Source organism: Mycobacterium adipatum (assembly GCF_001644575.1).
Taxonomy (GTDB): Bacteria; Actinomycetota; Actinomycetes; order Mycobacteriales; family Mycobacteriaceae; genus Mycobacterium; species Mycobacterium adipatum.
Genome location: NZ_CP015596.1, coordinates 5,217,705 through 5,239,751, shown reverse-complemented (window position 1 = coordinate 5,239,751; position 22,047 = coordinate 5,217,705). Strand labels below are relative to the sequence as shown.

The window sequence follows — 22,047 nt, the reverse complement described above, 5'->3', positions numbered from 1 at the left end:
TCGGGCTACCGCTGCAGGCCCAGCGGACCCGCCAGTTCGGCGAGGGTGGGGATGAGCTTGTCCCAGCCGCCGAGCACCTGGATGGCCACGTGATCGGCGCCGGCCTCCAGATGCTGGTGCAGCCGCGCCGCAATCGCGGTGGCGTCGCCGTGCGCCACCACCGCATCGATCAGCCGGTCGCTGCCCGGCTTGGCGATATCGTCCTCGGTGAAACCGAGCCGGCGCCAGTTGTTCAGGTAGTTGCTCAGATTCAGGTAGAAGTCCACGGCGCCGCGGCCGACCTCGCGGGCCTCCTCCGCATCGGTACCGAGCACCACCTTGTGCTCGGGTGCCAGGAAGACGGTGTTACCGATGAGGTTGCGCGCCTGGCCGGTGTGCTCGGGGGTGGTCAGGTACGGATGCGCGCCGGCGCTGCGGGCGGCCGCCAGCTCGAGCACCTTGGGCCCGAGCGCGGCGACGACCCGGCGGCTGGTCGGCACCTTCTGCGCGTCGAGCGCATCCAGGTATTCGACCAACACGTCGTAGGGCTTGCGGTACTCCTCGGTGTGTTCAGGGTGCCCGATGCCGATCCCGAGCAGGAACCGGCCCGGAAAGGCCTTCTCCACCCGGTGGTAGGCCTGCGCGACCTCGTCGGCCTCGGCGGTCCACACGTTGACGATGCCGGTGGCCAGCTGAAGGTTCTCGGTGGCCTCCAGCAGCGGTTCGACGTATTCCAGATTGCCCTTCGGCGATCCGCCGATCCACACCGCGCCGTAGCCGAGCTTCTCGATCTCGGCGACTTGGTCGGGTTGGGGGACGCCGAAGGTCCAGACGCCGAAGCGGCCGAGGTCGGGTTTGAGCGTGACAGCGTCGGTCATGAATCGTCCTTAATTCCGAGTCTCGTTACTGCAGGCCGAGCGGGCCGGCAAGTTCTGCGAGCGCAGGCACCAGCTTGTCAGTACCCGTCAACACCTGAACCGGAACGTGGTCGGCGCCTGCGGTGAGATGTTGTTGCAGTCGCGCGGCGATCGCATCGGTGCTGCCGTAGGCGACCACGGCGTCGACCAGCGCATCGCCGCCGGGCTTGACGAGATCGGCGTCGGTGAAGCCCAGCCGGCGCCAGTTGTTGAGGTAGTTGGCGAGGTTGAGGTAGATCTCCAGGGCCTTGCGGCCGACCTCACGGGCCTTGGCGGCATCGGTGGTCGGCACCACCTTGTGTTCCGGGGCGAGGAAGGCGTCGGCGCCGATGAGCTCGCGGGCGGCCCGGGTGTGTTCGGGGGTGGTGAGGTACGGGTGCGCTCCCGCGCTGCGGCGGGCCGAGAGCTTGAGCACCTGCGGCCCGAGCGCGGCCACCACGATGCGGTCCTTGGGCACCCCGTGCCGATCGAGTTCGTCGAGGTAATCGTTGAGCGCGTCGTAGGGCTTGCGGTACTCGGTGTGCGCCTCCGGGTGGCCCACGCCGATGCCGAGCAGGAACCGGCCGGGGTACTCCTTGTCGATGCGGTGGAAGGAGTCCGCGGTCGGTCCGGCGGCGGCGGTCCAGATGTTGACGATGCCGGTCGCGAGCTGCAAGGAATCCGTGGCGGCCAGGATCGGATCGACCCACTCGAGCTCGGCCGGCGGCGAACCACCCGCCCAGATCGCGCCGTACCCGAGACCCTCGATATCGCGCAGTTGCGCACCCGAGAGCTGCTGCCACTGGCTGTAGTGACCGAAAACGCCGAACCTGCCCAAGTCTGGTTTACCCATGGTCGGGTCAACCGCTGCGGCGAAGGTGGCTATTCCGATCCGCGCAGACCGATTCGGATCATTCGGTGCCGGCCGCCGAGAGTTGACCCGGTGTCGGCGTCAGCGGAGCCGGCGCCACCAGGGGGAGGCAGACGGCGAACCGGGTATCGCCGGGCCTGCTCTGCACCGAGATGTTGCCGCCGTGCTTTTCGACCACGATGCGCCAGGCCAGGTCCAGGCCCAGACCGGTGCCCTCCCCGAACGGCTTGGTGGTGAAGAACGGGGTGAAGATGCGCTCGATGACGTCTTCGGGGATGCCCGGGCCGTCATCACAGATCTCCACCCGGATCATCTGCTCGTTCTCCCGAGCGGTCCGGATGGTCAGCGTGCCGTGCCCGTCCATCGCCTGGATCGCATTGTCGATGATATTGGTCCACACCTGGTTGAGATCACCGGGGTAGCACTGCAATTCGGGTAGCGTCTTGTCCAGATCCTTGACGATCGACACCGGCTTACCCTTGCCGGGCCCGCCGATCTTGTCGCCGAACATCATGATGGTGCTGCGCAGCAACTCGTGCACATCGGCACTGCCGTAGCTGCCGCGGTCCATCTGCGAATACTGTTTGGCGCCCGCGAGCAGGGCGGAGATCCGCTTGCTGGCCTCGGCGATCTCGTTCATCCGCAGTTCGTTGTCGATGGTGTACTTCAGCCAGCCGATCGCGCCCTGCAGCGAGGCGGTGGAATCGGAATCCTCGATGACCGCCGCGACACGTTCCAGCCAGTCGGTGTCCAGGCCGGCCTCCACGAACGTCGGCGCGTAATCCCAGGCCCCGATGATGTTGTGATCCTCCAGCCAGTCACCGAGTTCGTCCTCGCGGTCGGAGGTCTCCAGCGCGGACAGCTCCACGCCCTTGTTCTTGGCCACCTGCTCGGCGACCTGATCCTGCATGTTCACCAGGACGCGCAGCGCTTCGGGAGTGAACTTCGCCTCGGCCACCATGGCCAGCTTGTGGCGCATGTGCCCGACGCCCTCGCGCAGATCGGCGACGGCGCGCGCGGTGGCCGCGGCCGGGTTGTTGAGTTGGTGGGTGAGTCCGGCGGTGATGGTGCCCAAGGCCAGCAGCTTTTCGCGCTGACCGATGATCTGGCTCTGCCGGCGTCCGCCGACCAGCTGTCCCTCCATCAGATGCACCGCCATCGGGAACTGTGTGCGCATGAACTCGGCGAAGGTGTCGGCCTGCAGCACGAAGATCCGCGAGTCGGCGACCAGCCGCACCGACGCCTGGTAGAGCTGCTCCTCGCCGGGGATGTAGGCCGACCACGCACCGAAGTACACGCCGCGCTGGGAGGTGCGGTTGGTCTGGATGTCGACGCCGCCGGAGCGCTTCGACATGACCAGCTCGCCGTCGATCAAGACGTAGAAACAGGTCGCTCGTTCACCCTCGACGACGATCGGTCCCGCCGGGAACGTCTCGATATGGCCGGCCTCGCAGAGGATGTCCAGCTGTTCGTCGGAGAGGTGCTCGAAGAGGAACAGGGTGCGCAGCTCATCGCGCACACACTCTTCACCGTGCTGGGAGCCCATCGCTGTCGTCCTCTCAGGCTTCCGCCAGATACCTGTGCACCAACATCACTGCCATCGAGCCCTCACCGACCGCGGCGGCCACCCGTTTGGCGGATTCCGATCGCACGTCACCGGCGACGAACACGCCGGGGACACTGGTTTCCAGGTGGTGCGGTGGACGGTCCAGCGTCCAGCCGACCTTGTCGCGGAGATCAGGCCCCGACAGGATGAAGCCGTGATCGTCGCGGGCTATTCCCGCTTCCTCCAGCCAATCCGTGCGCGGGGTGGCGCCGATGAAACAACACATCCGGTCGCTGACGACGGTTTCCCGTTCGCCGGTGCGCTTGTCGAGCAGCACCAGCCCGGACAGCCTGTCGTCGGTCGCCACGGTGTCGACGACCTCGGTGCAGGTCCGGACGTGGATGTTGGCCGTCTTGGTGATCCGGTCCACCAGGTACTGCGACATGCCGGCCTCCAGCGACGGGCCGCGGATCAGCATGGTCACCGTCTTGGCCGTCTCCGACATGTACATCGCGGCCTGGCCCGCCGAGTTGGCGCCGCCGACGATGTAGACCTGTTCGCCGGCGCATTCGGTGTTGTCGGACACCGAGGCCCCGTAGTAGACGCCGCGGCCGATGTAGTTGCATCCCGGATCGGCGGGGTTCTCCCAGCACCCGGTGATCTCCAGCTGGCGGTACTCGACGCCGGTCGCCAGGATCACCGCGCGGGCACCGATGGTCTGCTCCTCGTTGAGGCGCAGCGAGTGGGCCGCCCCGATGCCGTTGACCTCGAGCCGTCCCGCCTCCTGCGTGGTGATGACCTCCGCGCCGAACTTCTCGGCCTGACGGCGTGCCGAGGTGGTCAGCTCCGCACCCGAGATGCCGGTCGGGAACCCGAGGTAGTTCTCGATCTTCGAACTGCGCCCGGCCTGCCCGCCGGTCGAGGACTTCTCGATCAGCACCGTCTTGAGGCCCTCGGAGGCGCCGTACACGGCGGCAGCCAGCCCGGCCGGCCCGCCGCCGATCACGGCGAGGTCATACATCTGAAGAGACGGACTGGTCGACAGGCCGAGCAGGGTGGCCAGTTCGCCATCGGTCGGCTCGACGAGCGTCTCGCCCTTTTCGGTGATCACCACCGGCAGCCGGGTGCCGTCCAGGCCGGCGGCCTCCAGCAGTTGTTGCCCCTTGGGTTCCTCGGCGTTGACCGAGCGGAACGAGTACTCGTTGCGCGCCAGAAACTGCCGGACCTCCCAGGACCGGTCGCTGTAGCGGTGCCCGATCACCTTCGTGTACGGCATGGCGCGGTCACCGACGGCCCGCCATTCCTCCAGCAGCCCGTCGATCACCGGGTACAACTTCTCCTGCGGGGGGTCCCAGGGCTTGAGCAGGTAGTGGTCCAGGTCGACGACGTTGATGGCGTCGATGGCGGCGTGGGTGTCGGCGTACGCCGTCAACAGCACCCGGCGCGCCAGCGGGAAGAAGTCCATCGCGCGTTCGAGGAACTCGATACCGCTCATCCCGGGCATCCGGTAGTCGGCGACGAAGACGGCGACGGTGTCGCCGCGCAGCTTCAGTTCCTTGAGTGCATTGATGGCATCCGCGCCGGATTCGGCGCGGATGATGCGGTAGCGCTCGCCGTAGTGGCGGCGCAGATCGCGGGCGACCGCACGGGAGACGGCCGGGTCGTCATCGACCGTCAGGATTGCGGGTAAACGGGGTTGGTTCTCGGATCCGGGCATCGCATACAAGTATGCGCCGCTGGTCCAGCGGATATCAGGGTCAGCCCGCGGTTGCCGGGGTCTGCCCTGGTTGCCCGGTCCGCCGACGTTCGCGCGCGGGGATCACGTTCCGTTGGTCCACCGGTGGCGCCACCGGCCGTCGCCGCTGCCGGTGGACCCGGCGGGCAATACCGCGCAGCATCTTCTGTTCCATCACGAAGTGCGGTAGATCGAACCAGACATGACCGACCGCACCGCCACTGCCGCGGGCCAGCAGGCGTGACCCTGCGCCGTCGCGCAGGAGGACGAACGACCAGGCGCCGGCGGCCCGCTGCCCGCGCTGCAGCCGCTCGAAGTCGGGTGCGGACACCAGCACCAGGTGCGAGAACGGCTGCACCGCGGCAACCAGCTGCCGGGCGGCGGGACCGTACCTGCGGGCCAGCCAGATGGTGTCTCCGACCGCCAGCTGCTGCCACTCGGGATGGATGACGTCGGCGTTGTGCACGTCGGCTCCGACCGCCCGCTCCAGCAGGTAGTAGCTGTAGAACCCGCCCCGGTCCTCGCCGATCTGCACCAACCAGGGCCAGATGTCCTGCGGGGCAGCGTTGATCGTCACCGCCCGGGTGGTGCGCGCGGCTCCGTCGGCGACCATCTCGTCGCCGGGCAGCGCGGCGTGTATCTCGTCGGTGCGCGCTCCCCAGGTGTACATCCACGGCCGCACATGGGCCAGGTAGACGGCACCGATGCCGAACGCGGCCAGGACGTCGGCCAGGACGGGCCGTTGTTTGCCGATGGTCATGGCGAGGGCCCGAAACCTCGCGCCGCGATGGCCGGGAGGATCCACTACCACGCTGTCGTGCATGATCACCCTGCTGTGCATGATCGCTTCCCTTCCGGCCCCAACGGCGATGCTGTTCCCAGCGCAATCTCAGCAGCGGTGAGTGGCTCACTCCTAGTGGCCGAAGTCCCGTCGACCCGGGCCGTTGGACAGCAAGATTGCATCCGCCCGACAGCCCGGTTCACCGATGACTTTCGGCTCTAACCGGTGGGGGCCCCGACGGGGTACCCAGAGATATGAGCAACGCCGAGATGCGCAACGCCCACAACAGCACCGCCGATCCGGCCGGATCTCCCGCCGATGTCGCTGTCACGATGCGCGGTGGGTTCCACGGCGCCGACGACTACGCGCGCACCAAGATCGGCGCGCTCACCCGTGTCACGCGGCATCCGCTGTCGCAGGTACGGGTGCGACTGACTCGCCGGCACGATCCCGCCGTCACCGACAGCGTGATCGCGCAGGCCAATCTGACGGTCCGGGGTCGCCCGGTACGGGCCCAGGTCGAGGCCGAGAGCGTGCACGAAGCGATCGACCAACTGGAATCCCGGCTCAGCCGCGGGATCCAACGGGCCGTCGAACTCGGGGAGCCGCACCGTGGCCCGGATGCGGCGCCGCCCTGGCGCAGCGGGACAGTGCCGGCCCGGCAGGTCCGGGAGCTGGGCGCTGATGGGACTCCGTCGATCAGCCGTCGCAAGACCTTCGCGATGGCGCCGTGCACCGTCGACGAGGCGATCAGCGAGATGGAGCTGCTCGACTACGATTTCCATCTTTTCAACGAAATCACCACGGGCGCAGCCGCAGTGGTATACCGAAGTGGCCCGACCGGTCTCCGGCTGGCCCTGGTGGACCCGGCGCTGGCCGACACGCTGGCGCCGTGTGAACGGGACGTCACGGTGAGCCCGCACCGGGTGCCCTGCTTGCGGCAGGAGGCCGCTGTCGAACGCATGGGCTTGATGAGGCTGCCGTTCTTGTTCTACATCGACGCGGCCGAAGGACGTGCCAGCGTGTTGTACCGGCGCTATGACGGCAACCTTGCGGTACTCACCCCCGCCGGTTAGGGACCCACCGGTGATCCGACGGGAGTGTCTCCGGTGCCCTTGGTACCTGCATTCGAGGACTTTGTGCCACAGCCCGGGACGGTACGGGCCGCATACCGTCGACGCATGACCGATGAGACCCGCCAGATGTCGATCCTGTCCGTCCCGCAGTGTTGGGATCTGTTGTCCGGCACCTCGCTCGGACGGTTGGTGACCAGCGTCGACGGTAACCCGGGGATCTTCCCGGTGAATTTCGCGGTGCAGGAACGCACGATCCTGTTCAGGACCGCGTCGGGGACGAAACTGGTGAGTTCGGCGATCAACAACAGCGTGCTCTTCGAGGCCGACGGGTACGACCGGGAGCATGGTTGGAGCGTGATCGTCGCGGGGGTGGCGCGCCTGCTGCGCAGCGACGAAGAGATCTCCGAGGCCGAGCGTGCCGCGTTGGTGCCGTGGACGGGTTCGGACAAGGAGCATTTCGTCCGGATCCGCCCGCGCGGCGTGACCGGCAGACGGTTCCCGTTCGTCGGCGCACCGGCGCAGCCGGCGGCGGTCGAAGATCCCGTGTTGGGTTGATCCGCACAGCCACAGTCGCAGTCGTTGTCGGACAGGAGAACCTGATGAACGATCAGCAGACCGGCGGTGCGATCGTCGTCGGCGTCGACGGTTCCCAACAGGCCGGCGTGGCGGTGCGGTGGGCCGCGGCCGAGGCCCAGATGTCCGGCGTACCCGTCGATCTGGTCTATGCCGTCCGGCCGCCGATCGTGACCTGGCCGCTGGCTCCCACCGACGAACTCGCCGCGGAATGCGAACGGCAGAATGCCGAAGACACCCTGAATCACGCGCGGGCGGCGGCGCTGGCGGGCGACGGGGCGGCGAATCCCCCCGACGTGCGCACCGAGGTGATTCGAGACAGCGCACTCGGTGCCCTGATCGAGGCGTCCGAAACCGCCCGGATGGTGGTGGTCGGCAGTCGGGGGACGGGCGGTTTTCCCCGGTTGAAACTCGGTTCGGTCAGTGCGGGGCTGATCCGCCACGCACACTGCCCCGTCACCGTTGTGCACAGCCAGATGGGTGTCCTGCCGGATGTCGCCGCGCCGGTGTTGGTGGGAGTCGACGGCTCCCCGGCGTCGGAGGCGGCCACCGCCTTCGCCTTCGAGGAGGCGTCCCGGCGGGGTGTGGAACTGGAAGCACTGCACGTCTGGCACGACCGCGCCGGACGGGAGCCGCGCGGCGGAAGCTGGTCGGACATCGAACAACAGGCGGCGGAGATCCTCGCCGAGCGTCTCGCGGGCTGGCAAGAGCAGTTCCCGGATGTACCGGTGCGGCGTCACATCGAGTTCGACGAGCCCAGCCGACGGCTGGTCGAGCGATCGCGCTCCGCGCAGCTCGTGGTCGTGGGTAGCCACGGCCGGGGCGGGTTCTCCGGGATGCTGCTGGGTTCGGTCAGTTCCACCGTGGCGCAGTCGGTCGACGTGCCGGTGACCGTGGTCCGTCCGCACTGAGCGGACGGGCCCGCTCAACCGTCGGCGTCGTCGTGGTGCTTTTGCTGCTCGGCGGCGAGCTGATCATGCAGGGTCTCTGACGTCGTGTGCGCCGCCGAGGCGAACGGCTCCAGGACGACGTCGACCCCGGCGGCACGAAGCTGCTCGGCATCGTGGCGGGTGTGGGCGGTCAAGGCGATGATGCCGTCGAAGCCGTGCTGTCGAAGCCCGTGCAACAGAGCGAGGTTCGTCTGGAGTACCGGGATGGCACTGACGACGTATTTGGCGCGCTCCAGTGGGAGGGCCTGGAGAAGATCGAGATCCTCCGCGCTGCCGAAGGCCATCGCCACACCCTTACGGCGATGCGTCCGGACCCCGTGGATGTCGAAGTCGACGCCCAACACGCGGTGGCCCGCGCCGGACAGGCGTTCGGCGAGATGACTTCCGAACCGTCCGAGACCGAACAGGACCACATCGAAGTCATCGGTGTTCTCGGCCGCCTCCGATTCCCGTGGGTGCGTGCGCTCCAGTACGGCCAGCCACCGGCTGCATCGCTCGAAGATCGGATCGGAGTATGTGGTCAGGTAGGTCGACGCCGCGATGGTGACGAGGCCGACCACGGTGATCAGGCTGAGGGTCGCTCCGCTGATGTGCCCCAGGGTCACCCCCAGTGACGCAAGGATCAGGGAGAACTCCGAGATCTGCGCCAGCGGTAGACCGACCGCAAAGCCGACCCGGACCGGGTACCGCATGAGTGTCATGATCGCGATCACGATCATCGGCTTGGCGATCAGGACGAATACCGACAGGATCAACGCGGCGACGAGCTGGCCCGCTGCCTCGCTGAAGTCCAGTCCAGCACCCAGATTGAGGAAGAAGAACAGCAGCAGGAAGTCACGCAGACTGACCAACCGTGCGCCCAGGGCGTCCCGGAACTGGGTGCTGGCCAGCGATACGCCGGCAAGGAACGCGCCGACTTCGGAGCTGAACCCCAGCCATTCGCTGAACGCGGCCACCGACACCGCGTACGCGACGCCGAAAAGGACCAGCAATTCCTGGGAGCGGGCGACGTGCGGCATCAGCCAGGGCATCACCCAGCGGGTCAGCGCCCAGATCCCTGCCAGCAGGCCAACGCCTTTGAGCGCCACCACCGCGATGCCGGCGCCCAGGCCCCCGGAGGAACCCTGGCCGTACGCCGTCAACGCGATCATCACCAGCACGACCACGATGTCCTGCACGATGAGGATGCCGAGCGTGATCCGTCCGTGCAGCTGGTCCAGTTCACGCTTGTCGGAGAGCAGCTTGACGATGATGATCGTCGACGAGAAGGTCAGCGCCGCCGCGACATACAGCGCGGAGATCCCGCTCAGATTCAGGGCGAGCGCGATCAGATAACCCAGCACGGCGGTGCAGGCGACCTGGCCCAGACCGGTCACCACTGCCACCGGTCCGGTGCTGCGGATCATGTGCAGATCGAGGCGCAAACCGACCAGGAACAGCAGGATCGCGAGCCCCAGCCGGGCCAGCAGTTCCATCGTGGTGTCGGCCGAAACCCAGCCGGCGCCGACCGGCCCGACCGCGACGCCCACCAGGATGAACGCGACGATCAGCGGCTGTCGCAGCTTGTTGGCCACCAGGCCGGAGGCGGTGGCGAGGGCGAGAATCAGGGCGATGGTGGGAAACGGGTGAAGGTCCATGGCGTGATTCAGATCGGCTTCCGGACGCCGCGCGACCCCGTCAACGTGGGCCGGCGACGATCAGCGGTACCCGTGCGGCCTGCACCACCGCACCGCTCACGGACCCGAGCAAGGTGCTTGCCACCGCGCCGAACCCGCGTCGGCCCATGACGACGAGCTGGGCCGATCGTGATTGCTCGACCAGTCGCTGCGCGGGCCTGTCCGGCACCACCAGGCGTTCGACCGGCACGTCGTGATAGCGCTGCTGCCAGCCGGACAGTTGTTGGGCGACCTCGCGGTCGACTTCGGGGCGGATGGTCTCCCAGTCGAATCCCGGCATCTCGAAGGCGCCGGGGGACCACCACGCGTGCAGGGCGACCAGTTTGACCTTCCGTGACGAGGCTTCCTCGAAGGCCAGCGCGACGGCCGCATCCGAGGCGGCGGATCCGTCGAACCCCAACAGGACCGGCGCAGCCGGGTCAGGCGGTGGGTCCTCGTCGTGAATCACCGCGACCGGGCATTCGGCGCGGTGCACCACACCCGTGCTCACACTGCCGAGGATGGTGCGCGCCAGCGCTCCGCGCCCCCGCGATCCGACGACGACCATGCCCGCCGACCCGGAGGCCTCGACGAGGGCGGCCGTCGGGGTCGCGACGAGAAAGTCGGTTGACACACCGACGGCGTTGCCGATGATCGCTTCGGCGGTCGCGGTGGCCTTGTCGAGGACGTCCGATGCGAGTTCCGCCTGATATTCCATGTATCCCGCCGGTATCGGCGGCACGGGCCAGGCCGCGACCGGCAGCGTGGAGGCGTACAGGATGTGCAGTGGCGCGTGGCGTCGCACCGCTTCGGCGGCCGCCCACTCCAGGGCGCGTTGGCACGATGTCGAATCATCCACTCCGACAACAATTTTCCCGAAGGCGGGGGCATCGGTCATCGTGTCGTCCTCATTTCGGCATCGGCGGTTCGCTTCGATCCTGCCAGCGCAGTATCAACCCTGCACGCGATCGAGGTGGGGCGTCGGGGTGTCAGCGTCATCGGTCGGGGGGATCAACACCAGGCCGGGCCGGCCGGGGTGCGGGTGACGCGCGGCTGCGGCCAGGCATGTCATCGCCTTGCCGATGCCGGCGGCCAGTTCGTCGACATCGGGCAGGGCGTCGAAGTCGGCGGTGACACCGAAAACCAGGTCGTCGGCATAGGTCAGGATGGCCACGCCGGCCCGAAGCCGCAGCGCCACCGGGGGGACCGGGAGCATCCCGACCACCTCTCGTCCCATCATGCTCAGGCGGTCCCGCGGTCCGGGGATGTTCGTCGCGAGCGTGACGACGCCGCGCTGCGGCAGCGCGGTCAGGGCGCGAATGGTCCGCGACGCCAGCGCGAACGGCACCAGCTTGAGTGCCGAGACCACGGTGCTGCCCGCCTGGGACTGGCCGCCGGATTTCACCCGGGCCATCCGTCGGTGCACCGACCGGAGCTGCTCGACCCGGTCGGGCTCGTCCACGGGCAGGTAGGGGAGCATGACCGAGACCCGGTTGCCGGTCTGATCGGCGGCGTCATCCGCTCGCACCGAGACCGGCACCAGCGTCCTCAACGAGTCGTGTCGCGGCTGTTCCCCGCGCCGCAGCAGGGCAGCCCGGAAACTGTCGGTGATCGCCGCCAGCGCCACGTCGTTGAGGGTCACCCCGAATGCCTCGCAGACCGAGAGCGCACCGGCCAGCGGAACCCGCACCGCGCTGTAGCGGCGCATAGTCGTCACCGGTCCGTTCAGTGGGGATGCCGGTCCGGTGCGCAGCAGGCTGTCCACGATCTCGATCGCGCCGGTGATCGTCTTCACCGTGCCCGTGGTGAGCGCCGAAGCCGTGTTCCACGCCGAGCGCACCCAGTCGACGGGGTTGAGCGTGCGGGTCGCGGCGGCCTGCGCGCCGCCGCCCTCGTCCGCGGTCGCGCGGATCGCTTCGACGTAGGTCGCGCCCACGCCCGCATCGCAGAGACCGGTGAGCATGTGCATCGTCGAGATACCGTCGGCGATGCAGTGGTGCATCTTCATCAGAAGCGCCCATCGGTCGTCGGCGAGTCCCTCGATGACCCAGCACTGCCACAGCGGGCGTTCCCGGTCCAGGCGCGATTCCATCGCCTCCGCGGTGAACCGGAACAACTCCGCGTCGGTCCCCGGGTGGGGCAGCGCCGCCCGACGGATGTGATGGGCCAGATCCAGTGCCGGGTCATCCGCCCACCTCGGTGCGGACAGGTCCAGCGGATGCCTGCGCACCACCTGACGCAGCCGCGGGGTGGCCAGGATGCGTTCTCCGATCACGGCGAGCACCTCATCGTGAGCGGGGGCAGGCCCGTCGATGATGGCCACGGCGCCGACGGCCAGACTGACGTGACGGTCAGCGTCTTCGGCGTCGAGGAATCCGGCATCCAGTGCGGTCAGGCGCTCCATCCCTGCACTATCGCCGCATTCGCGTGCCACCGTCAGAGTCGGAAGTCCCTGGTTGGCGGGGACCTGCGGTCTTGCTCGCCGGCCTGCCCGGCGTCGAGCGGTGGAGCTGGGCGTTCGCTGATTTTGGGGACGACGTTCCAGCGGGTAGCATGGACCAACGGCGCGGCTTGCGCGCCGACTCTTTGCGTGCCTGTCTTGGAATCGTGACGATTTCGGTGATCCGGCCCACGTTCTCAGTCGGTGGCCCGGACTGCGCCAAGCCGAGGGCGCACAAGATACGAAAACGAAGGCAAGGATCGCTAACACAGTATGGCCAAGAAAGACGGTGCCATCGAGGTCGAGGGCCGTGTCGTCGAACCTCTGCCCAATGCGATGTTCCGCATTGAGCTGGAGAACGGACACAAGGTTCTGGCCCACATCAGCGGCAAGATGCGGCAGCACTACATCCGCATCCTGCCCGAGGACCGCGTCGTGGTGGAGCTTTCGCCCTACGACCTGTCCCGGGGCCGCATCGTGTACCGGTACAAGTAAAACGCCCCTCAACTGCAACAACCACTACCTGTGGCGGGCATCGATGTGTCCGCCGCAACTGACCTAGAAGGATCGCGAAGCCGTGAAGGTGAACCCGAGCGTCAAGCCGATCTGCGACAAGTGCAGGGTGATCCGCCGGCATGGGCGGGTCATGGTGATCTGCTCGGATCCGCGGCACAAGCAGCGGCAGGGTTAGTCCCAGTCCAAGCACGCAGCGTCCAAGCACGCAGCACCACCCACAACTGAATGCAGACCTCCCAGTACCAGTGAGCGGATTCGCTGCTCACTACACGCCCGGCACGGAGGCCGGGCCCCGCCAAGACGGGGAACGGACTGGGAACAGACCTCCGCATAGAGAAAGAATCACTGCCTGATGGCACGTCTCATGGGCGTCGATCTCCCGCGTGACAAGCGCATGGAGATCGCGCTGACCTACATCTACGGCATCGGCCGTACCCGCTCCCAGGAAATCCTGGAAGGCACCGGCATCAGCCGGGACCTGCGCACCAAGGACCTCACCGACGATCAGGTGAGCCAGCTGCGTGACTACATCGAAGGCAACCTCAAGGTCGAGGGCGACCTGCGCCGCGAGGTTCAGGCCGACATCCGTCGCAAGATCGAGATCGGTTGCTACCAGGGACTGCGCCACCGTCGTGGCCTGCCCGTGCGTGGACAGCGCACCAAGACCAACGCGCGCACCCGCAAGGGCCCGAAGCGCACCATCGCCGGCAAGAAGAAGGCCAGGTAACCCCGGATGGCACAGGCAAAGAAGGGCGGCACCGCCGCCAAGAAGGGTCAGAAGACCCGCCGCAGGGAAAAGAAGAACGTCCCGCACGGCGCTGCTCACATCAAGAGCACCTTCAACAACACCATCGTCTCGATCACCGATCCCCAGGGCAACGTCATCGCCTGGGCCTCGTCGGGTCACGTCGGCTTCAAGGGTTCGCGCAAGTCGACCCCGTTCGCCGCGCAGCTCGCCGCCGAGAACGCTGCCCGCAAGGCGCAGGAGCACGGTGTCAAGAAGGTCGATGTCTTCGTGAAGGGCCCGGGTTCGGGCCGCGAGACCGCGATCCGCTCGCTTCAGGCCGCAGGCCTCGAGGTCGGTGCGATCTCCGATGTCACTCCGCAGCCGCACAACGGCTGCCGTCCGCCCAAGCGGCGCCGGGTCTAGGGAGGATCTAGAAAATGGCTCGTTATACCGGCCCCGCGACCCGCAAGTCGCGTCGCCTCGGCGTCGACCTCGTCGGCGGCGATCAGTCGTTCGAAAAGCGCCCCTACCCGCCCGGCCAGCACGGTCGCGCGCGGATCAAGGAAAGCGAATACCGCACCCAGCTGCAGGAGAAGCAGAAGGCTCGCTTCACCTACGGCGTCATGGAGAAGCAGTTCCGCAAGTACTACGAAGAGGCCAATCGCCAGGCGGGTAAGACCGGCGAGAACCTGCTGCGCATCCTGGAAAGCCGCCTGGACAACGTCGTGTACCGCGCCGGCCTGGCGCGTACCCGCCGGATGGCTCGCCAGCTGGTCAGCCACGGCCACTTCACCGTCAACGGTGTGAAGGTCGACATCCCCAGCTACCGCGTCTCGCAGTACGACATCATCGATGTCAAGGACAAGTCGATCAACACCCTGCCGTTCGAAGCCGCGCGGCAGGCCGCGGGCGAGCGCCCGATCCCGGGTTGGCTGCAGGTCGTCGGCGAGCGTCAGCGCATCCTGGTTCACCAGCTGCCCGAGCGGGCACAGATCCAGGTGCCGCTCACCGAGCAGCTCATCGTCGAGTTCTACTCGAAGTAAACGGTTAGACGTCCCGGGCCGCCCACTGTCAGGCGGCCTGGGACACCCAGACGGCATCAAATAGCGGGTGTCGAGAAGGAGATAGAAAAACATGCTGATTTCACAGCGCCCCACCCTGTCCGAAGAGACGTTGGCCGAGAACCGGTCCCGGTTCACCATCGAACCGCTGGAGCCCGGCTTCGGTTACACCCTCGGCAACTCGCTGCGGCGCACGCTGCTGTCGTCCATCCCGGGCGCGGCGGTCACCAGCATCCGCATCGACGGTGTGCTGCACGAATTCACCACCGTCCCCGGGGTGAAGGAAGACGTCACCGACATCATCCTGAACCTCAAGGGTCTGGTCGTGTCCTCGGAAGAGGACGAGCCGGTCACCATGTACCTGCGTAAGCAGGGCCCGGGTGCGGTCACCGCCGGTGACATCGTGCCGCCGGCCGGTGTGACGGTGCACAACCCGGATCTGCACATCGCGGCCCTGAACGACAAGGGCAAGCTCGAGGTCGAGCTCGTCGTCGAGCGTGGCCGCGGCTATGTGCCCGCCGTGCAGAACAAGGCCTCCGGTGCCGAGATCGGCCGTATCCCGGTCGATTCCATCTACAGCCCCGTGCTGAAGGTGACCTACAAGGTGGAGGCCACCCGCGTCGAGCAGCGCACCGACTTCGACAAGCTGATCCTCGACGTCGAGACCAAGAACTCGATCACCCCGCGCGACGCCCTGGCGTCGGCGGGTAAGACCCTGGTCGAACTCTTCGGTCTGGCACGGGAACTCAACGTGGAGGCCGAGGGCATCGAGATCGGGCCGTCGCCGGCCGAGGCCGACCACATCGCCAGCTTCGCGCTGCCGATCGACGACCTGGACCTGACGGTGCGCTCGTACAACTGCCTCAAGCGCGAGGGCGTGCACACCGTCGGCGAACTGGTGTCGCGCACCGAGTCCGATCTGCTCGACATCCGTAACTTCGGCCAGAAGTCCATCGACGAGGTGAAGATCAAGCTGCACCAGCTGGGTCTCTCGCTCAAGGACTCACCCGCCACCTTCGATCCGTCCGAGGTTGCCGGCTACGACGTCGCCACCGGCACCTGGACCGGTGACGCCGGCTATGACCTGGACACCGACCAGGACTTCGCCGAAACCGAACAGCTCTAGGCGCGAAACCGAACAGCTCTAGGCGCGAAACCGAACAGCTCTAAACCCAGCAGAAACCGTCCCGGTCCTACCTGATACGGGGATCGGCCACATTAGGAGATAGTCGCAATGCCCAAGCCCACCAAGGGTCCTCGCCTCGGCGGGTCGTCCTCGCACCAGGCCGCGCTGCTGGCCAACCTGGCCACCTCGCTCTTCGAGCACGGCCGCATCAAGACGACCGAGCCGAAAGCACGGGCGTTGCGTCCGTACGCGGAGAAGCTGATCACCCATGCCAAGAAGGGCTCGCTGCACAACCGGCGTGAGGTGATGAAGAAGATCCGCGACAAGGATGTGGTGCACACCCTGTTCGCCGAGATCGGTCCCTTCTTCGCCGATCGTGAGGGTGGCTACACCCGGATCATCAAGGTGGAGGCACGTAAGGGCGACAACGCCCCGATGGCCGTCATCGAACTGGTCCGGGAGAAGACCGTGACCTCCGAGGCCAACCGCGCACGTCGTGCGGACGCCTCGCAGAAGGTCGCGGCTGCCGCCGCTCCGCAGGCCGCTGTCGAGCCCGAGGCCGCCGCAGGCCCGACGGCCGACGAGGCTGTGACCGAGGAGACCACCGAGGTTCCGGCCGAAGAGGCCGTCACCGAGGAGGCCACCGAGGCTGAGGACAAGGCCGACGACGCCAAGTAGTGACGCTGTGAACGAGCCCGCCACCGACGCCGGTGGCGGGCTTGTTCGTTCTCCCGTCGCTCCGCTCGCCCCGGTTCGTCTGCGCCTCGACATCGCCTACGACGGCACCGAGTTCGCGGGCTGGGCCGCCCAGGAAGGGCAGCGCACCGTCGCCGGTGTCCTCGAGGATGCCCTGTCGACGGTCTTTCGCACCCCGGTGATCCTGCGAGCCGCCGGCCGCACCGATGCCGGTGTGCACGCCACCGGCCAGGTGGCGCACCTCGACGTGCCCGCTGACGCGCTCGGGCACGCCTACCCGCGCAGCGCGCGGCCGGCGGGAGAGCCCGAATTCCTGCCGCTGACAAGGCGACTCGCGCGATTCGTACCCGAAGATGTCCGGGTGCTCGGCATCGTGCGCGCTCCGGCCGGTTTCGACGCGCGTTTCTCCGCGCTGCGCAGGCATTACGAATACCGGCTCGCCACAGCGCCGTACGGCGCCACCCCGCAGCAAGCCCGATTCGTCACCCCGTGGGCACGCCCGCTCGACCTGGACGCCATGGTCGATGCCTCGCGGCACCTGATCGGCCTGCACGACTTCGCCGCCTTCTGCAAGCACCGCGACGGCGCCACCACGATCCGCGAGATGCAGCGCCTGGACTGGACGCGCGACGGCGACCTGGTCACCGCCCACGTCAGCGCCGACGCGTTCTGCTGGTCGATGGTGCGCTCGGTGGTGGGGGCACTGCTGGCCGTGGGGGAGGGACGGCGGGATCCGTCCTGGTGTGCGTCGCTGCTCGGTGCGGCGAAGCGCTCCAGCGATTTCGCGGCCGCACCGGCGCGGGGGCTGACGCTGGTCGGGGTGGACTATCCGGCCGATGATCAGCTGGCCGCGCGCATCACCGTCACCCGCGACATGCGCACCCTCTGACACTCACCGGCCGGCGGGCCTCAGATCCGTGGCGCGACGAAGTCGGCGGCCTGATTCACCATGCCCGCCTTGATATACGCCGGCGCCAGGTGGTCGGCCCAATAGGATTCCCAGTTCTCCGGATCGGTGGGGTTGCAGATCGGGTCATCGCCGTGGCACAGCTCGATGGTGCGCTCCTGATAGAGCGGATTGAAGTTCGCGATGGGGCCGACCCAGGCAATCCCGTTGCCGAACAACGCCACCGCGGCGATCTTCTGGTCGGCGCCGGGCGGGAGCGGGTTCTTGAAGCCGAACGCGGCGAACGGCACCGCCAGCACCACATCGCTGACGGCCGCCCCGAGCGAGTAGCCGCCCAGCACCAACCGGGTGTTCGGGCAATTGGCCGCCATGTACTGCACGCGTGCGCTCATATCGTTGGCGCCGATGTCGATCTGGGTGTCCGCGGGGTATTTCACCGCGTACAGCGCCACGTTCTTGCCCGACTTGGAACGCAGCGCGCTGGCGAGCGCGTTCCCGATCTGGCCGGCCCCGGGTGATTCCATCCGGCCACGCGCGAAGATGAGCTCGGCGTCGGGGCACGAGACTGCGCCGGCCACCGGCAGCATGCCTGGCGTGCTGAGCGTCGGCACACCGAGGGTGGCCAGCACCACGATCAGTGCCGCCGCCAGAACGGTGAAGCGACGGACCGGACCTCTCGACGTCAAGATCACCGCACCGAGTGTAGCGGCCGGAATTGACGTCTGCGTTGCGAAGTGAGCCGTCTACCGCACCCGGGCCGCGGCGAAATCGGCGGCCTGCTCGATGAGCCCGGAGCTGATGTAGCCGTCCTGCAGGTGGTCACCCCAGACGCGCTGCAGATCGTTGAGGTCGTTGGGCAGCCCGCCCGAACAGACCGGATCCTCGGCGTTGCAGATGTCGATGGTGCGGTCCAGGTACTGGCCGGCGATCTGGTGGCCGGGCACCTGCTTGGAGAAGTTGCCGACCAATACGACCGCGGCGATGTGGCTGTCCATGCCCGGCGGTAGCGGGCGGTTGAAGCCGAGGCCCGTCTGGTTGGCCGACAATGCCAGCGCGGCCGCCACCGAGCCCAGCGAATAACCCCCGACGATCAGGCGGGTGTCCGGGCAGGCGCCCGCCATGTACTGGATCCGGTTGCTGATGTCGTTGGCGCCCGCGGCGATCTCGGTGTTCGCCGGGTAGTTCACGGCGTACACCCCGACGGGCTGCGGAAGCCGCGCGTTGAGGGCACCCACCAACGCGTTGCCGATCCGGCCGACGCCGGGCTGTTCGTTGCGGCCGCGGGCGAAGATCAACTCCACCGGTGCGCATGGCTCGGCCGACGCGGTGGGTTGCTGCGCCGCCGGGCCCGTCGTCGTGCCGGCCAGCAACCCGGCGGCGATGGCCGCTACCGAGGCGACGGAGGCGACGAACTTACGCGCGCGGCGCTTTGCTGGGAGCGTTCGGATGGACACCTGATGCAGTGTACCGGGACGCGCTCTACAGCAGACCCGCCACGAATCCGGCGGCTTGTTCGGCAGGTCCGCCGTTGTAGGCCCGGTGGGCGGCCACGTCATCGCCACCGCTGCACACCGGGTCACCGAAGTTGCACAGATCGATGGACCGGGCACCCCACACCGGGCTGACGGTCAGCGGCAGACCGACCTTTGCCGAGGGGTTGCCGAACACCGCCAGCGCGGCGACGTGCTCGGGCGTATTGGGCGGCAGCGGGGCGTTGAAGCCGATGCCGGGTACCGGCACCGCGGCGATGACGTCGATGACCGCGGCGCCCTGGGAGTAGCCGCCCAGCACCAGTCGGGTGTCCGGGCAGTTGGCCATCATCCACTGGACGTGGCCACTCGCGTCATTGGCGCCGCCGGCGGCCGCGAGGAAGTCGAAGCTCGCCGGATAGTTCACCGCGTAGGTACCCACCGAACGTCCGCCCACCTTGCCGCGCAGCGCGTTGATGAAAGCGTTGCCGATGCGGCCCAGGCCGGGATCCTCATTCGTCCCGCGGGCGAAGACGACTTCGATATCGGGGCATCCTTCGGCCCGCGCGGGCGATGCCGGGGCCAGGATCGACGCGCCGACCGCGGCAACGGTGGCGGCAAGGACGGAGCAACCTCGAACAAGATCGATGCGCACGCCACAGCATAACGCGGAGCGGGGCTAAACAAGTCCCGAGTCAGACACGCCCTGCGATGAAGCCGGCCGCCTGGGGGATGAATCCCGACGATTCGTAGCGGGTGTGCGCGAACGGGTTGCGTCCGCGCGAACAGATCGGATCACCGTCGGCGCACAGATCGATACCGCGTCCGCTGTACGGCGGCGGCGCCACCGACACCGGATTGCTGAACTTGGCGCCGGGGTTGCCGAACACCGCCATGGCCGCGACGTTCCCGGCCAGATTACTCGGCAGTGGGGGCGCCGAGCCGAACTCGCCGATCCGTTCGCCGACCGGCGGCAGCCCGACGAGCATGCTCACGATCGCCGCGCCCTGGGAGTACCCGCCGAGCACCACCCGCGTCGCCGGGCAATTCTGCGCCAGGTAGGCGATGCGACCGGCGGCGTCGTACGCGCCGTCCGCTGCGGTGAAGAAGTCGTAGGTGGCGGGGTAGTTCACCCCGTAGGTGCTCAGCGTGCGCCCCCCGAGCTGCGGGCGCAGCGTGTCGGCCAGGGCCTGGCCGACACGGCCGATGCCGGGCGGCTCGCTGGTGCCGCGGGCGAAGACGAGTTCGACGTCCGAGCACGGTTCGGCGCTCGCGACCGGCGCGGGGCCGGCCAGAACGACGAGTGCGGATACCAGTGCGGATCCCAGGGCGGCCGACCGGGCCGCCATCGTGCGCAGCTTCACGATCACCATCTTCACATTCGATGGTTAGCTACGGCTAATCGGTTGTTCGGGCTGCGCGGTCACGGGCGGGACATCGGGCCACTCGGCCCGGGCCACCTGCTCGGTGCGGTCGCCCTGGCGCGCCAGGGCCAGACCGAGCAGCACCACTGCACCGCCGACGGTCTGGGTGACGGTGATGGATTCACCGAGCAGCGCCCACGCGGCGAGCACCGCGAACAGCACCTCGGACAGGCCGACCAGCGAGGCGAACCGCGGGCGCAGCCGCGAAACGCCCATGATGCCCAGGGTGTAGGCGAGGGCGGTCGGGATGAGCGCGAGTCCGATGACGGGGACGAACCAGGGCACCGTGAGTCCGGCCAGGACGGCGTTCTCGGTGCCGAACCGCATCGGCATGAGACCGGAGGCGCCGAGTGCCGCGACGGTGACGGCGCCGACGATCAGACCGGCCGCGGCCAGCGTGATGGGACTCAGTCCGGTGCCGTCGGAGCTCGCCTTCTCCGACATCATGAAATAGCACGCCGCGCAGACCGCGGCGGCCAGTCCCCACAGCACCCCGGCCGAGTTGATGTGCGCACCGGCGAACACGTCGAGCACCAGGGTGATCCCGGTGATCGCGGTCGCGACGCCGACCAGCGTGAGTGTGCTCGGCCGGCGCCGGGTCTGTGCCCACAGCCAGCCCACCACCAGGATGGGGGCGGTGTACTCGAGCAGCAACGCCACGCCGACCGAGAGGTGTGAGACGGCGTTGTAGTAGCAGAACTGTGCGCCGGCGACCGGGATCACGCCGTAGGCGAGGATCGTGCGGCGGTGTGCCCACGCTTCGCCGCTCCAACCGGGTCTGGCGAGGGTGGCGAACACCGCCATGGCGAGCGCTCCGCCGGCCAGCCGCGCGGTGACCGCTGCGGTGGGAGTCCAGCCCGCCTCCATGAGTGATTTGGCCAGCGGGCCGGACAGGCCGAACGCGAGGGCGGACGCGATCGCGAACGCCAGTCCCAGCCGGAACCGATTCGTCGACCGCGCGTCGGTCACCGTCATGACGCTCCCCAAGGTGTAATGAGTAAAATGAATGTTGCTCATGACACTATCGCCGACGGGAGTCACGCGTCAAATGATTTTCACTCATGACACGGAGCTCACACTGCGGGCCGCCTGCGTGTTGGTCAACAGCGACAGACGTGCCGCGGACCGCGACGATCTGGGCGATATCGCGGGGCTCGACGACTACCTGGCCGAATTCGGCTGGACCGGCCGCCGCGACCGGGACTTCGCCGAACTCGCCGAGGTGCACCGGCTGCGGGAGCGGATCGGCCGGCTCTGGGCGGCCGCCGACGACGAGGAGCGCGCGGTCGGCCAGGTGAACGCCCTGCTGTCGGACACCAAGGCCTCGCCCTGGTTGACCCGGCACGCCGAGATGCCCGAGTGGCATCTGCACCTGGCCTCGATCCACGACCCGCTGGCGCGCAGGATGGGCGCCGAGATGGCCATGGCGCTGGCCGATCTGATCCGCGGCGGCGAGCTGCGCCGGCTCAAGGTGTGTGCCGCGCCGGATTGTGACGCCGTGCTCTTCGATGTGTCGCGTAACCGCTCGAAGATCTTCTGCGACACCGGCAACTGTGGAAACCGACAACACGTGGCGGCCTATCGGGAACGCCGCGGCAAGGAGGGGTAACGCCCGAAAC

Annotated in this window: 25 protein-coding genes; 12 read left to right on the top strand and 13 right to left on the bottom strand. The window is 67.9% G+C overall.

Annotated features, from left to right (window positions below):
- Window positions 1-5: 5 nt before the first annotated feature.
- From A7U43_RS24915 to A7U43_RS24895, 5 genes are read right to left on the bottom strand one after another with little or no spacing between them, the layout of a single operon-like run.
- A complete protein-coding gene (locus A7U43_RS24915) occupies window positions 6-857 on the bottom strand; it encodes an LLM class F420-dependent oxidoreductase (RefSeq protein WP_068000288.1) in 852 nt (283 codons plus the stop codon).
- A gap of 25 nt (window positions 858-882) precedes the next feature.
- Window positions 883-1,728 (bottom strand): LLM class F420-dependent oxidoreductase, encoded by an 846-nt coding sequence (locus A7U43_RS24910; protein ID WP_068000286.1) that lies wholly within the window; start codon window positions 1,726-1,728, stop codon window positions 883-885.
- Window positions 1,729-1,786: 58 nt separating this feature from the next.
- The gene (locus A7U43_RS24905) at window positions 1,787-3,292 is read right to left on the bottom strand and encodes an ATP-binding protein (protein ID WP_068000284.1); all 1,506 of its coding nucleotides are present in this window, start codon (window positions 3,290-3,292) and stop codon (window positions 1,787-1,789) included.
- A 13-nt stretch (window positions 3,293-3,305) separates the two neighbouring features.
- Entirely contained in the window at window positions 3,306-5,009 is a 1,704-nt protein-coding gene (locus A7U43_RS24900) for an NAD(P)/FAD-dependent oxidoreductase (protein ID WP_068000281.1), read from the bottom strand.
- 40 nt (window positions 5,010-5,049) lie between these two features.
- Complete coding sequence (locus A7U43_RS24895) at window positions 5,050-5,781, bottom strand: hypothetical protein (protein WP_231963728.1); 732 nt, start codon at window positions 5,779-5,781, stop codon at window positions 5,050-5,052.
- Window positions 5,782-6,077: 296 nt separating this feature from the next.
- On the opposite strand from A7U43_RS24895, the gene A7U43_RS24890 reads away from it, so the two are divergent.
- The 3 genes from A7U43_RS24890 (at window position 6,078) to A7U43_RS24880 (ending at window position 8,368) form a co-directional block, all read left to right on the top strand.
- The gene (locus A7U43_RS24890) at window positions 6,078-6,884 is read left to right on the top strand and encodes a ribosome hibernation promotion factor (protein WP_068003729.1); all 807 of its coding nucleotides are present in this window, start codon (window positions 6,078-6,080) and stop codon (window positions 6,882-6,884) included.
- Window positions 6,885-6,989: 105 nt separating this feature from the next.
- Entirely contained in the window at window positions 6,990-7,439 is a 450-nt protein-coding gene (locus tag A7U43_RS24885) for a pyridoxamine 5'-phosphate oxidase family protein (protein WP_068000278.1), read from the top strand.
- Window positions 7,440-7,483: 44 nt separating this feature from the next.
- Window positions 7,484-8,368: a universal stress protein gene (locus tag A7U43_RS24880; protein ID WP_068000273.1), complete on the top strand. Its 885-nt coding sequence runs from the start codon at window positions 7,484-7,486 to the stop codon at window positions 8,366-8,368.
- Window positions 8,369-8,382: 14 nt separating this feature from the next.
- On the opposite strand, the gene A7U43_RS24875 is transcribed toward A7U43_RS24880, so the two are convergent.
- Genes A7U43_RS24875 through A7U43_RS24865 form a run of 3 tightly spaced genes read right to left on the bottom strand, consistent with a single transcriptional unit; the run spans window position 8,383 to window position 12,466 of the window.
- Entirely contained in the window at window positions 8,383-10,044 is a 1,662-nt protein-coding gene (locus A7U43_RS24875) for a cation:proton antiporter (RefSeq protein WP_068000272.1), read from the bottom strand.
- Window positions 10,045-10,084: 40 nt separating this feature from the next.
- Window positions 10,085-10,960, bottom strand: a complete 876-nt coding sequence (locus A7U43_RS24870; protein ID WP_068000271.1) for a universal stress protein — start codon at window positions 10,958-10,960, stop codon at window positions 10,085-10,087.
- Between the two features lie 54 nt (window positions 10,961-11,014).
- Window positions 11,015-12,466: a WS/DGAT/MGAT family O-acyltransferase gene (locus tag A7U43_RS24865; RefSeq protein ID WP_068000270.1), complete on the bottom strand. Its 1,452-nt coding sequence runs from the start codon at window positions 12,464-12,466 to the stop codon at window positions 11,015-11,017.
- A gap of 309 nt (window positions 12,467-12,775) precedes the next feature.
- On the opposite strand from A7U43_RS24865, the gene infA reads away from it, so the two are divergent.
- The 8 genes from infA (at window position 12,776) to truA (ending at window position 17,517) form a co-directional block, all read left to right on the top strand.
- Window positions 12,776-12,997 carry a translation initiation factor IF-1 gene (gene infA / locus A7U43_RS24860; RefSeq protein WP_003418601.1) on the top strand — a complete coding sequence of 74 codons (222 nt, stop codon included), beginning with the start codon at window positions 12,776-12,778 and terminating at the stop codon, window positions 12,995-12,997.
- A gap of 82 nt (window positions 12,998-13,079) precedes the next feature.
- Complete coding sequence (rpmJ, locus tag A7U43_RS24855; protein WP_003879483.1) at window positions 13,080-13,193, top strand: 50S ribosomal protein L36; 114 nt, start codon at window positions 13,080-13,082, stop codon at window positions 13,191-13,193.
- Window positions 13,194-13,370: 177 nt separating this feature from the next.
- On the top strand, window positions 13,371-13,745 hold the full coding sequence (gene rpsM / locus A7U43_RS24850) for a 30S ribosomal protein S13 (RefSeq protein WP_068000268.1): 375 nt from the start codon (window positions 13,371-13,373) through the stop codon (window positions 13,743-13,745).
- A gap of 6 nt (window positions 13,746-13,751) precedes the next feature.
- Window positions 13,752-14,168 carry a 30S ribosomal protein S11 gene (gene rpsK, locus A7U43_RS24845; RefSeq protein ID WP_019512358.1) on the top strand — a complete coding sequence of 139 codons (417 nt, stop codon included), beginning with the start codon at window positions 13,752-13,754 and terminating at the stop codon, window positions 14,166-14,168.
- A gap of 14 nt (window positions 14,169-14,182) precedes the next feature.
- Window positions 14,183-14,788, top strand: coding sequence for a 30S ribosomal protein S4 (gene rpsD / locus A7U43_RS24840; protein WP_068000266.1), 606 nt, complete (start codon window positions 14,183-14,185; stop codon window positions 14,786-14,788).
- Between the two features lie 91 nt (window positions 14,789-14,879).
- Complete coding sequence (locus A7U43_RS24835; RefSeq protein ID WP_068000265.1) at window positions 14,880-15,932, top strand: DNA-directed RNA polymerase subunit alpha; 1,053 nt, start codon at window positions 14,880-14,882, stop codon at window positions 15,930-15,932.
- Between the two features lie 108 nt (window positions 15,933-16,040).
- The gene (gene rplQ / locus A7U43_RS24830; protein WP_068000264.1) at window positions 16,041-16,610 is read left to right on the top strand and encodes a 50S ribosomal protein L17; all 570 of its coding nucleotides are present in this window, start codon (window positions 16,041-16,043) and stop codon (window positions 16,608-16,610) included.
- Window positions 16,611-16,617: 7 nt separating this feature from the next.
- A complete protein-coding gene (gene truA, locus A7U43_RS24825; protein WP_068000263.1) occupies window positions 16,618-17,517 on the top strand; it encodes a tRNA pseudouridine(38-40) synthase TruA in 900 nt (299 codons plus the stop codon).
- Between the two features lie 20 nt (window positions 17,518-17,537).
- Here the strand turns inward: truA and A7U43_RS24820 are convergent, their stop codons facing one another.
- The 5 genes from A7U43_RS24820 to A7U43_RS24800 are packed head-to-tail and all read right to left on the bottom strand — an operon-like array spanning window position 17,538 to window position 21,403.
- Window positions 17,538-18,227 carry a cutinase family protein gene (locus tag A7U43_RS24820; protein WP_418287659.1) on the bottom strand — a complete coding sequence of 230 codons (690 nt, stop codon included), beginning with the start codon at window positions 18,225-18,227 and terminating at the stop codon, window positions 17,538-17,540.
- Between the two features lie 51 nt (window positions 18,228-18,278).
- Entirely contained in the window at window positions 18,279-18,989 is a 711-nt protein-coding gene (locus A7U43_RS24815; RefSeq protein ID WP_082902304.1) for a cutinase family protein, read from the bottom strand.
- A 25-nt stretch (window positions 18,990-19,014) separates the two neighbouring features.
- A complete protein-coding gene (locus A7U43_RS24810) occupies window positions 19,015-19,659 on the bottom strand; it encodes a cutinase family protein (protein WP_068000262.1) in 645 nt (214 codons plus the stop codon).
- A gap of 40 nt (window positions 19,660-19,699) precedes the next feature.
- Complete coding sequence (locus A7U43_RS24805) at window positions 19,700-20,377, bottom strand: cutinase family protein (protein ID WP_068003707.1); 678 nt, start codon at window positions 20,375-20,377, stop codon at window positions 19,700-19,702.
- Window positions 20,378-20,392: 15 nt separating this feature from the next.
- Window positions 20,393-21,403, bottom strand: a complete 1,011-nt coding sequence (locus tag A7U43_RS24800) for an EamA family transporter (RefSeq protein WP_068000261.1) — start codon at window positions 21,401-21,403, stop codon at window positions 20,393-20,395.
- A gap of 73 nt (window positions 21,404-21,476) precedes the next feature.
- On the opposite strand from A7U43_RS24800, the gene A7U43_RS24795 reads away from it, so the two are divergent.
- Window positions 21,477-22,037 (top strand): CGNR zinc finger domain-containing protein, encoded by a 561-nt coding sequence (locus A7U43_RS24795; protein WP_068000259.1) that lies wholly within the window; start codon window positions 21,477-21,479, stop codon window positions 22,035-22,037.
- Window positions 22,038-22,047: the final 10 nt, after the last annotated feature.

What these genes read in the sequence shown, in the direction of transcription:
- A7U43_RS24835 (WP_068000265.1), top strand. Translation starts at nt 14,880, where the DNA reads ATGCTGATTTCACAGCGCCCCACCCTGTCCGAAGAGACGTTGGCCGAG.
- A7U43_RS24805 (WP_068003707.1), bottom strand. Translation starts at nt 20,377, where the DNA reads ATGGTGATCGTGAAGCTGCGCACGATGGCGGCCCGGTCGGCCGCCCTG.
- A7U43_RS24890 (WP_068003729.1), top strand. Translation starts at nt 6,078, where the DNA reads ATGCGCAACGCCCACAACAGCACCGCCGATCCGGCCGGATCTCCCGCC.
- A7U43_RS24885 (WP_068000278.1), top strand. Translation starts at nt 6,990, where the DNA reads ATGACCGATGAGACCCGCCAGATGTCGATCCTGTCCGTCCCGCAGTGT.
- A7U43_RS24865 (WP_068000270.1), bottom strand. Translation starts at nt 12,466, where the DNA reads ATGGAGCGCCTGACCGCACTGGATGCCGGATTCCTCGACGCCGAAGAC.
- A7U43_RS24795 (WP_068000259.1), top strand. Translation starts at nt 21,477, where the DNA reads ATGATTTTCACTCATGACACGGAGCTCACACTGCGGGCCGCCTGCGTG.
- A7U43_RS24870 (WP_068000271.1), bottom strand. Translation starts at nt 10,960, where the DNA reads ATGACCGATGCCCCCGCCTTCGGGAAAATTGTTGTCGGAGTGGATGAT.
- A7U43_RS24915 (WP_068000288.1), bottom strand. Translation starts at nt 857, where the DNA reads ATGACCGACGCTGTCACGCTCAAACCCGACCTCGGCCGCTTCGGCGTC.
- rpsK (WP_019512358.1), top strand. Translation starts at nt 13,752, where the DNA reads ATGGCACAGGCAAAGAAGGGCGGCACCGCCGCCAAGAAGGGTCAGAAG.
- infA (WP_003418601.1), top strand. Translation starts at nt 12,776, where the DNA reads ATGGCCAAGAAAGACGGTGCCATCGAGGTCGAGGGCCGTGTCGTCGAA.
- A7U43_RS24875 (WP_068000272.1), bottom strand. Translation starts at nt 10,044, where the DNA reads ATGGACCTTCACCCGTTTCCCACCATCGCCCTGATTCTCGCCCTCGCC.
- rpsM (WP_068000268.1), top strand. Translation starts at nt 13,371, where the DNA reads ATGGCACGTCTCATGGGCGTCGATCTCCCGCGTGACAAGCGCATGGAG.
- A7U43_RS24910 (WP_068000286.1), bottom strand. Translation starts at nt 1,728, where the DNA reads ATGGGTAAACCAGACTTGGGCAGGTTCGGCGTTTTCGGTCACTACAGC.
- A7U43_RS24905 (WP_068000284.1), bottom strand. Translation starts at nt 3,292, where the DNA reads ATGGGCTCCCAGCACGGTGAAGAGTGTGTGCGCGATGAGCTGCGCACC.
- rplQ (WP_068000264.1), top strand. Translation starts at nt 16,041, where the DNA reads ATGCCCAAGCCCACCAAGGGTCCTCGCCTCGGCGGGTCGTCCTCGCAC.
- A7U43_RS24800 (WP_068000261.1), bottom strand. Translation starts at nt 21,403, where the DNA reads ATGACGGTGACCGACGCGCGGTCGACGAATCGGTTCCGGCTGGGACTG.
- A7U43_RS24900 (WP_068000281.1), bottom strand. Translation starts at nt 5,009, where the DNA reads ATGCCCGGATCCGAGAACCAACCCCGTTTACCCGCAATCCTGACGGTC.
- A7U43_RS24880 (WP_068000273.1), top strand. Translation starts at nt 7,484, where the DNA reads ATGAACGATCAGCAGACCGGCGGTGCGATCGTCGTCGGCGTCGACGGT.
- rpsD (WP_068000266.1), top strand. Translation starts at nt 14,183, where the DNA reads ATGGCTCGTTATACCGGCCCCGCGACCCGCAAGTCGCGTCGCCTCGGC.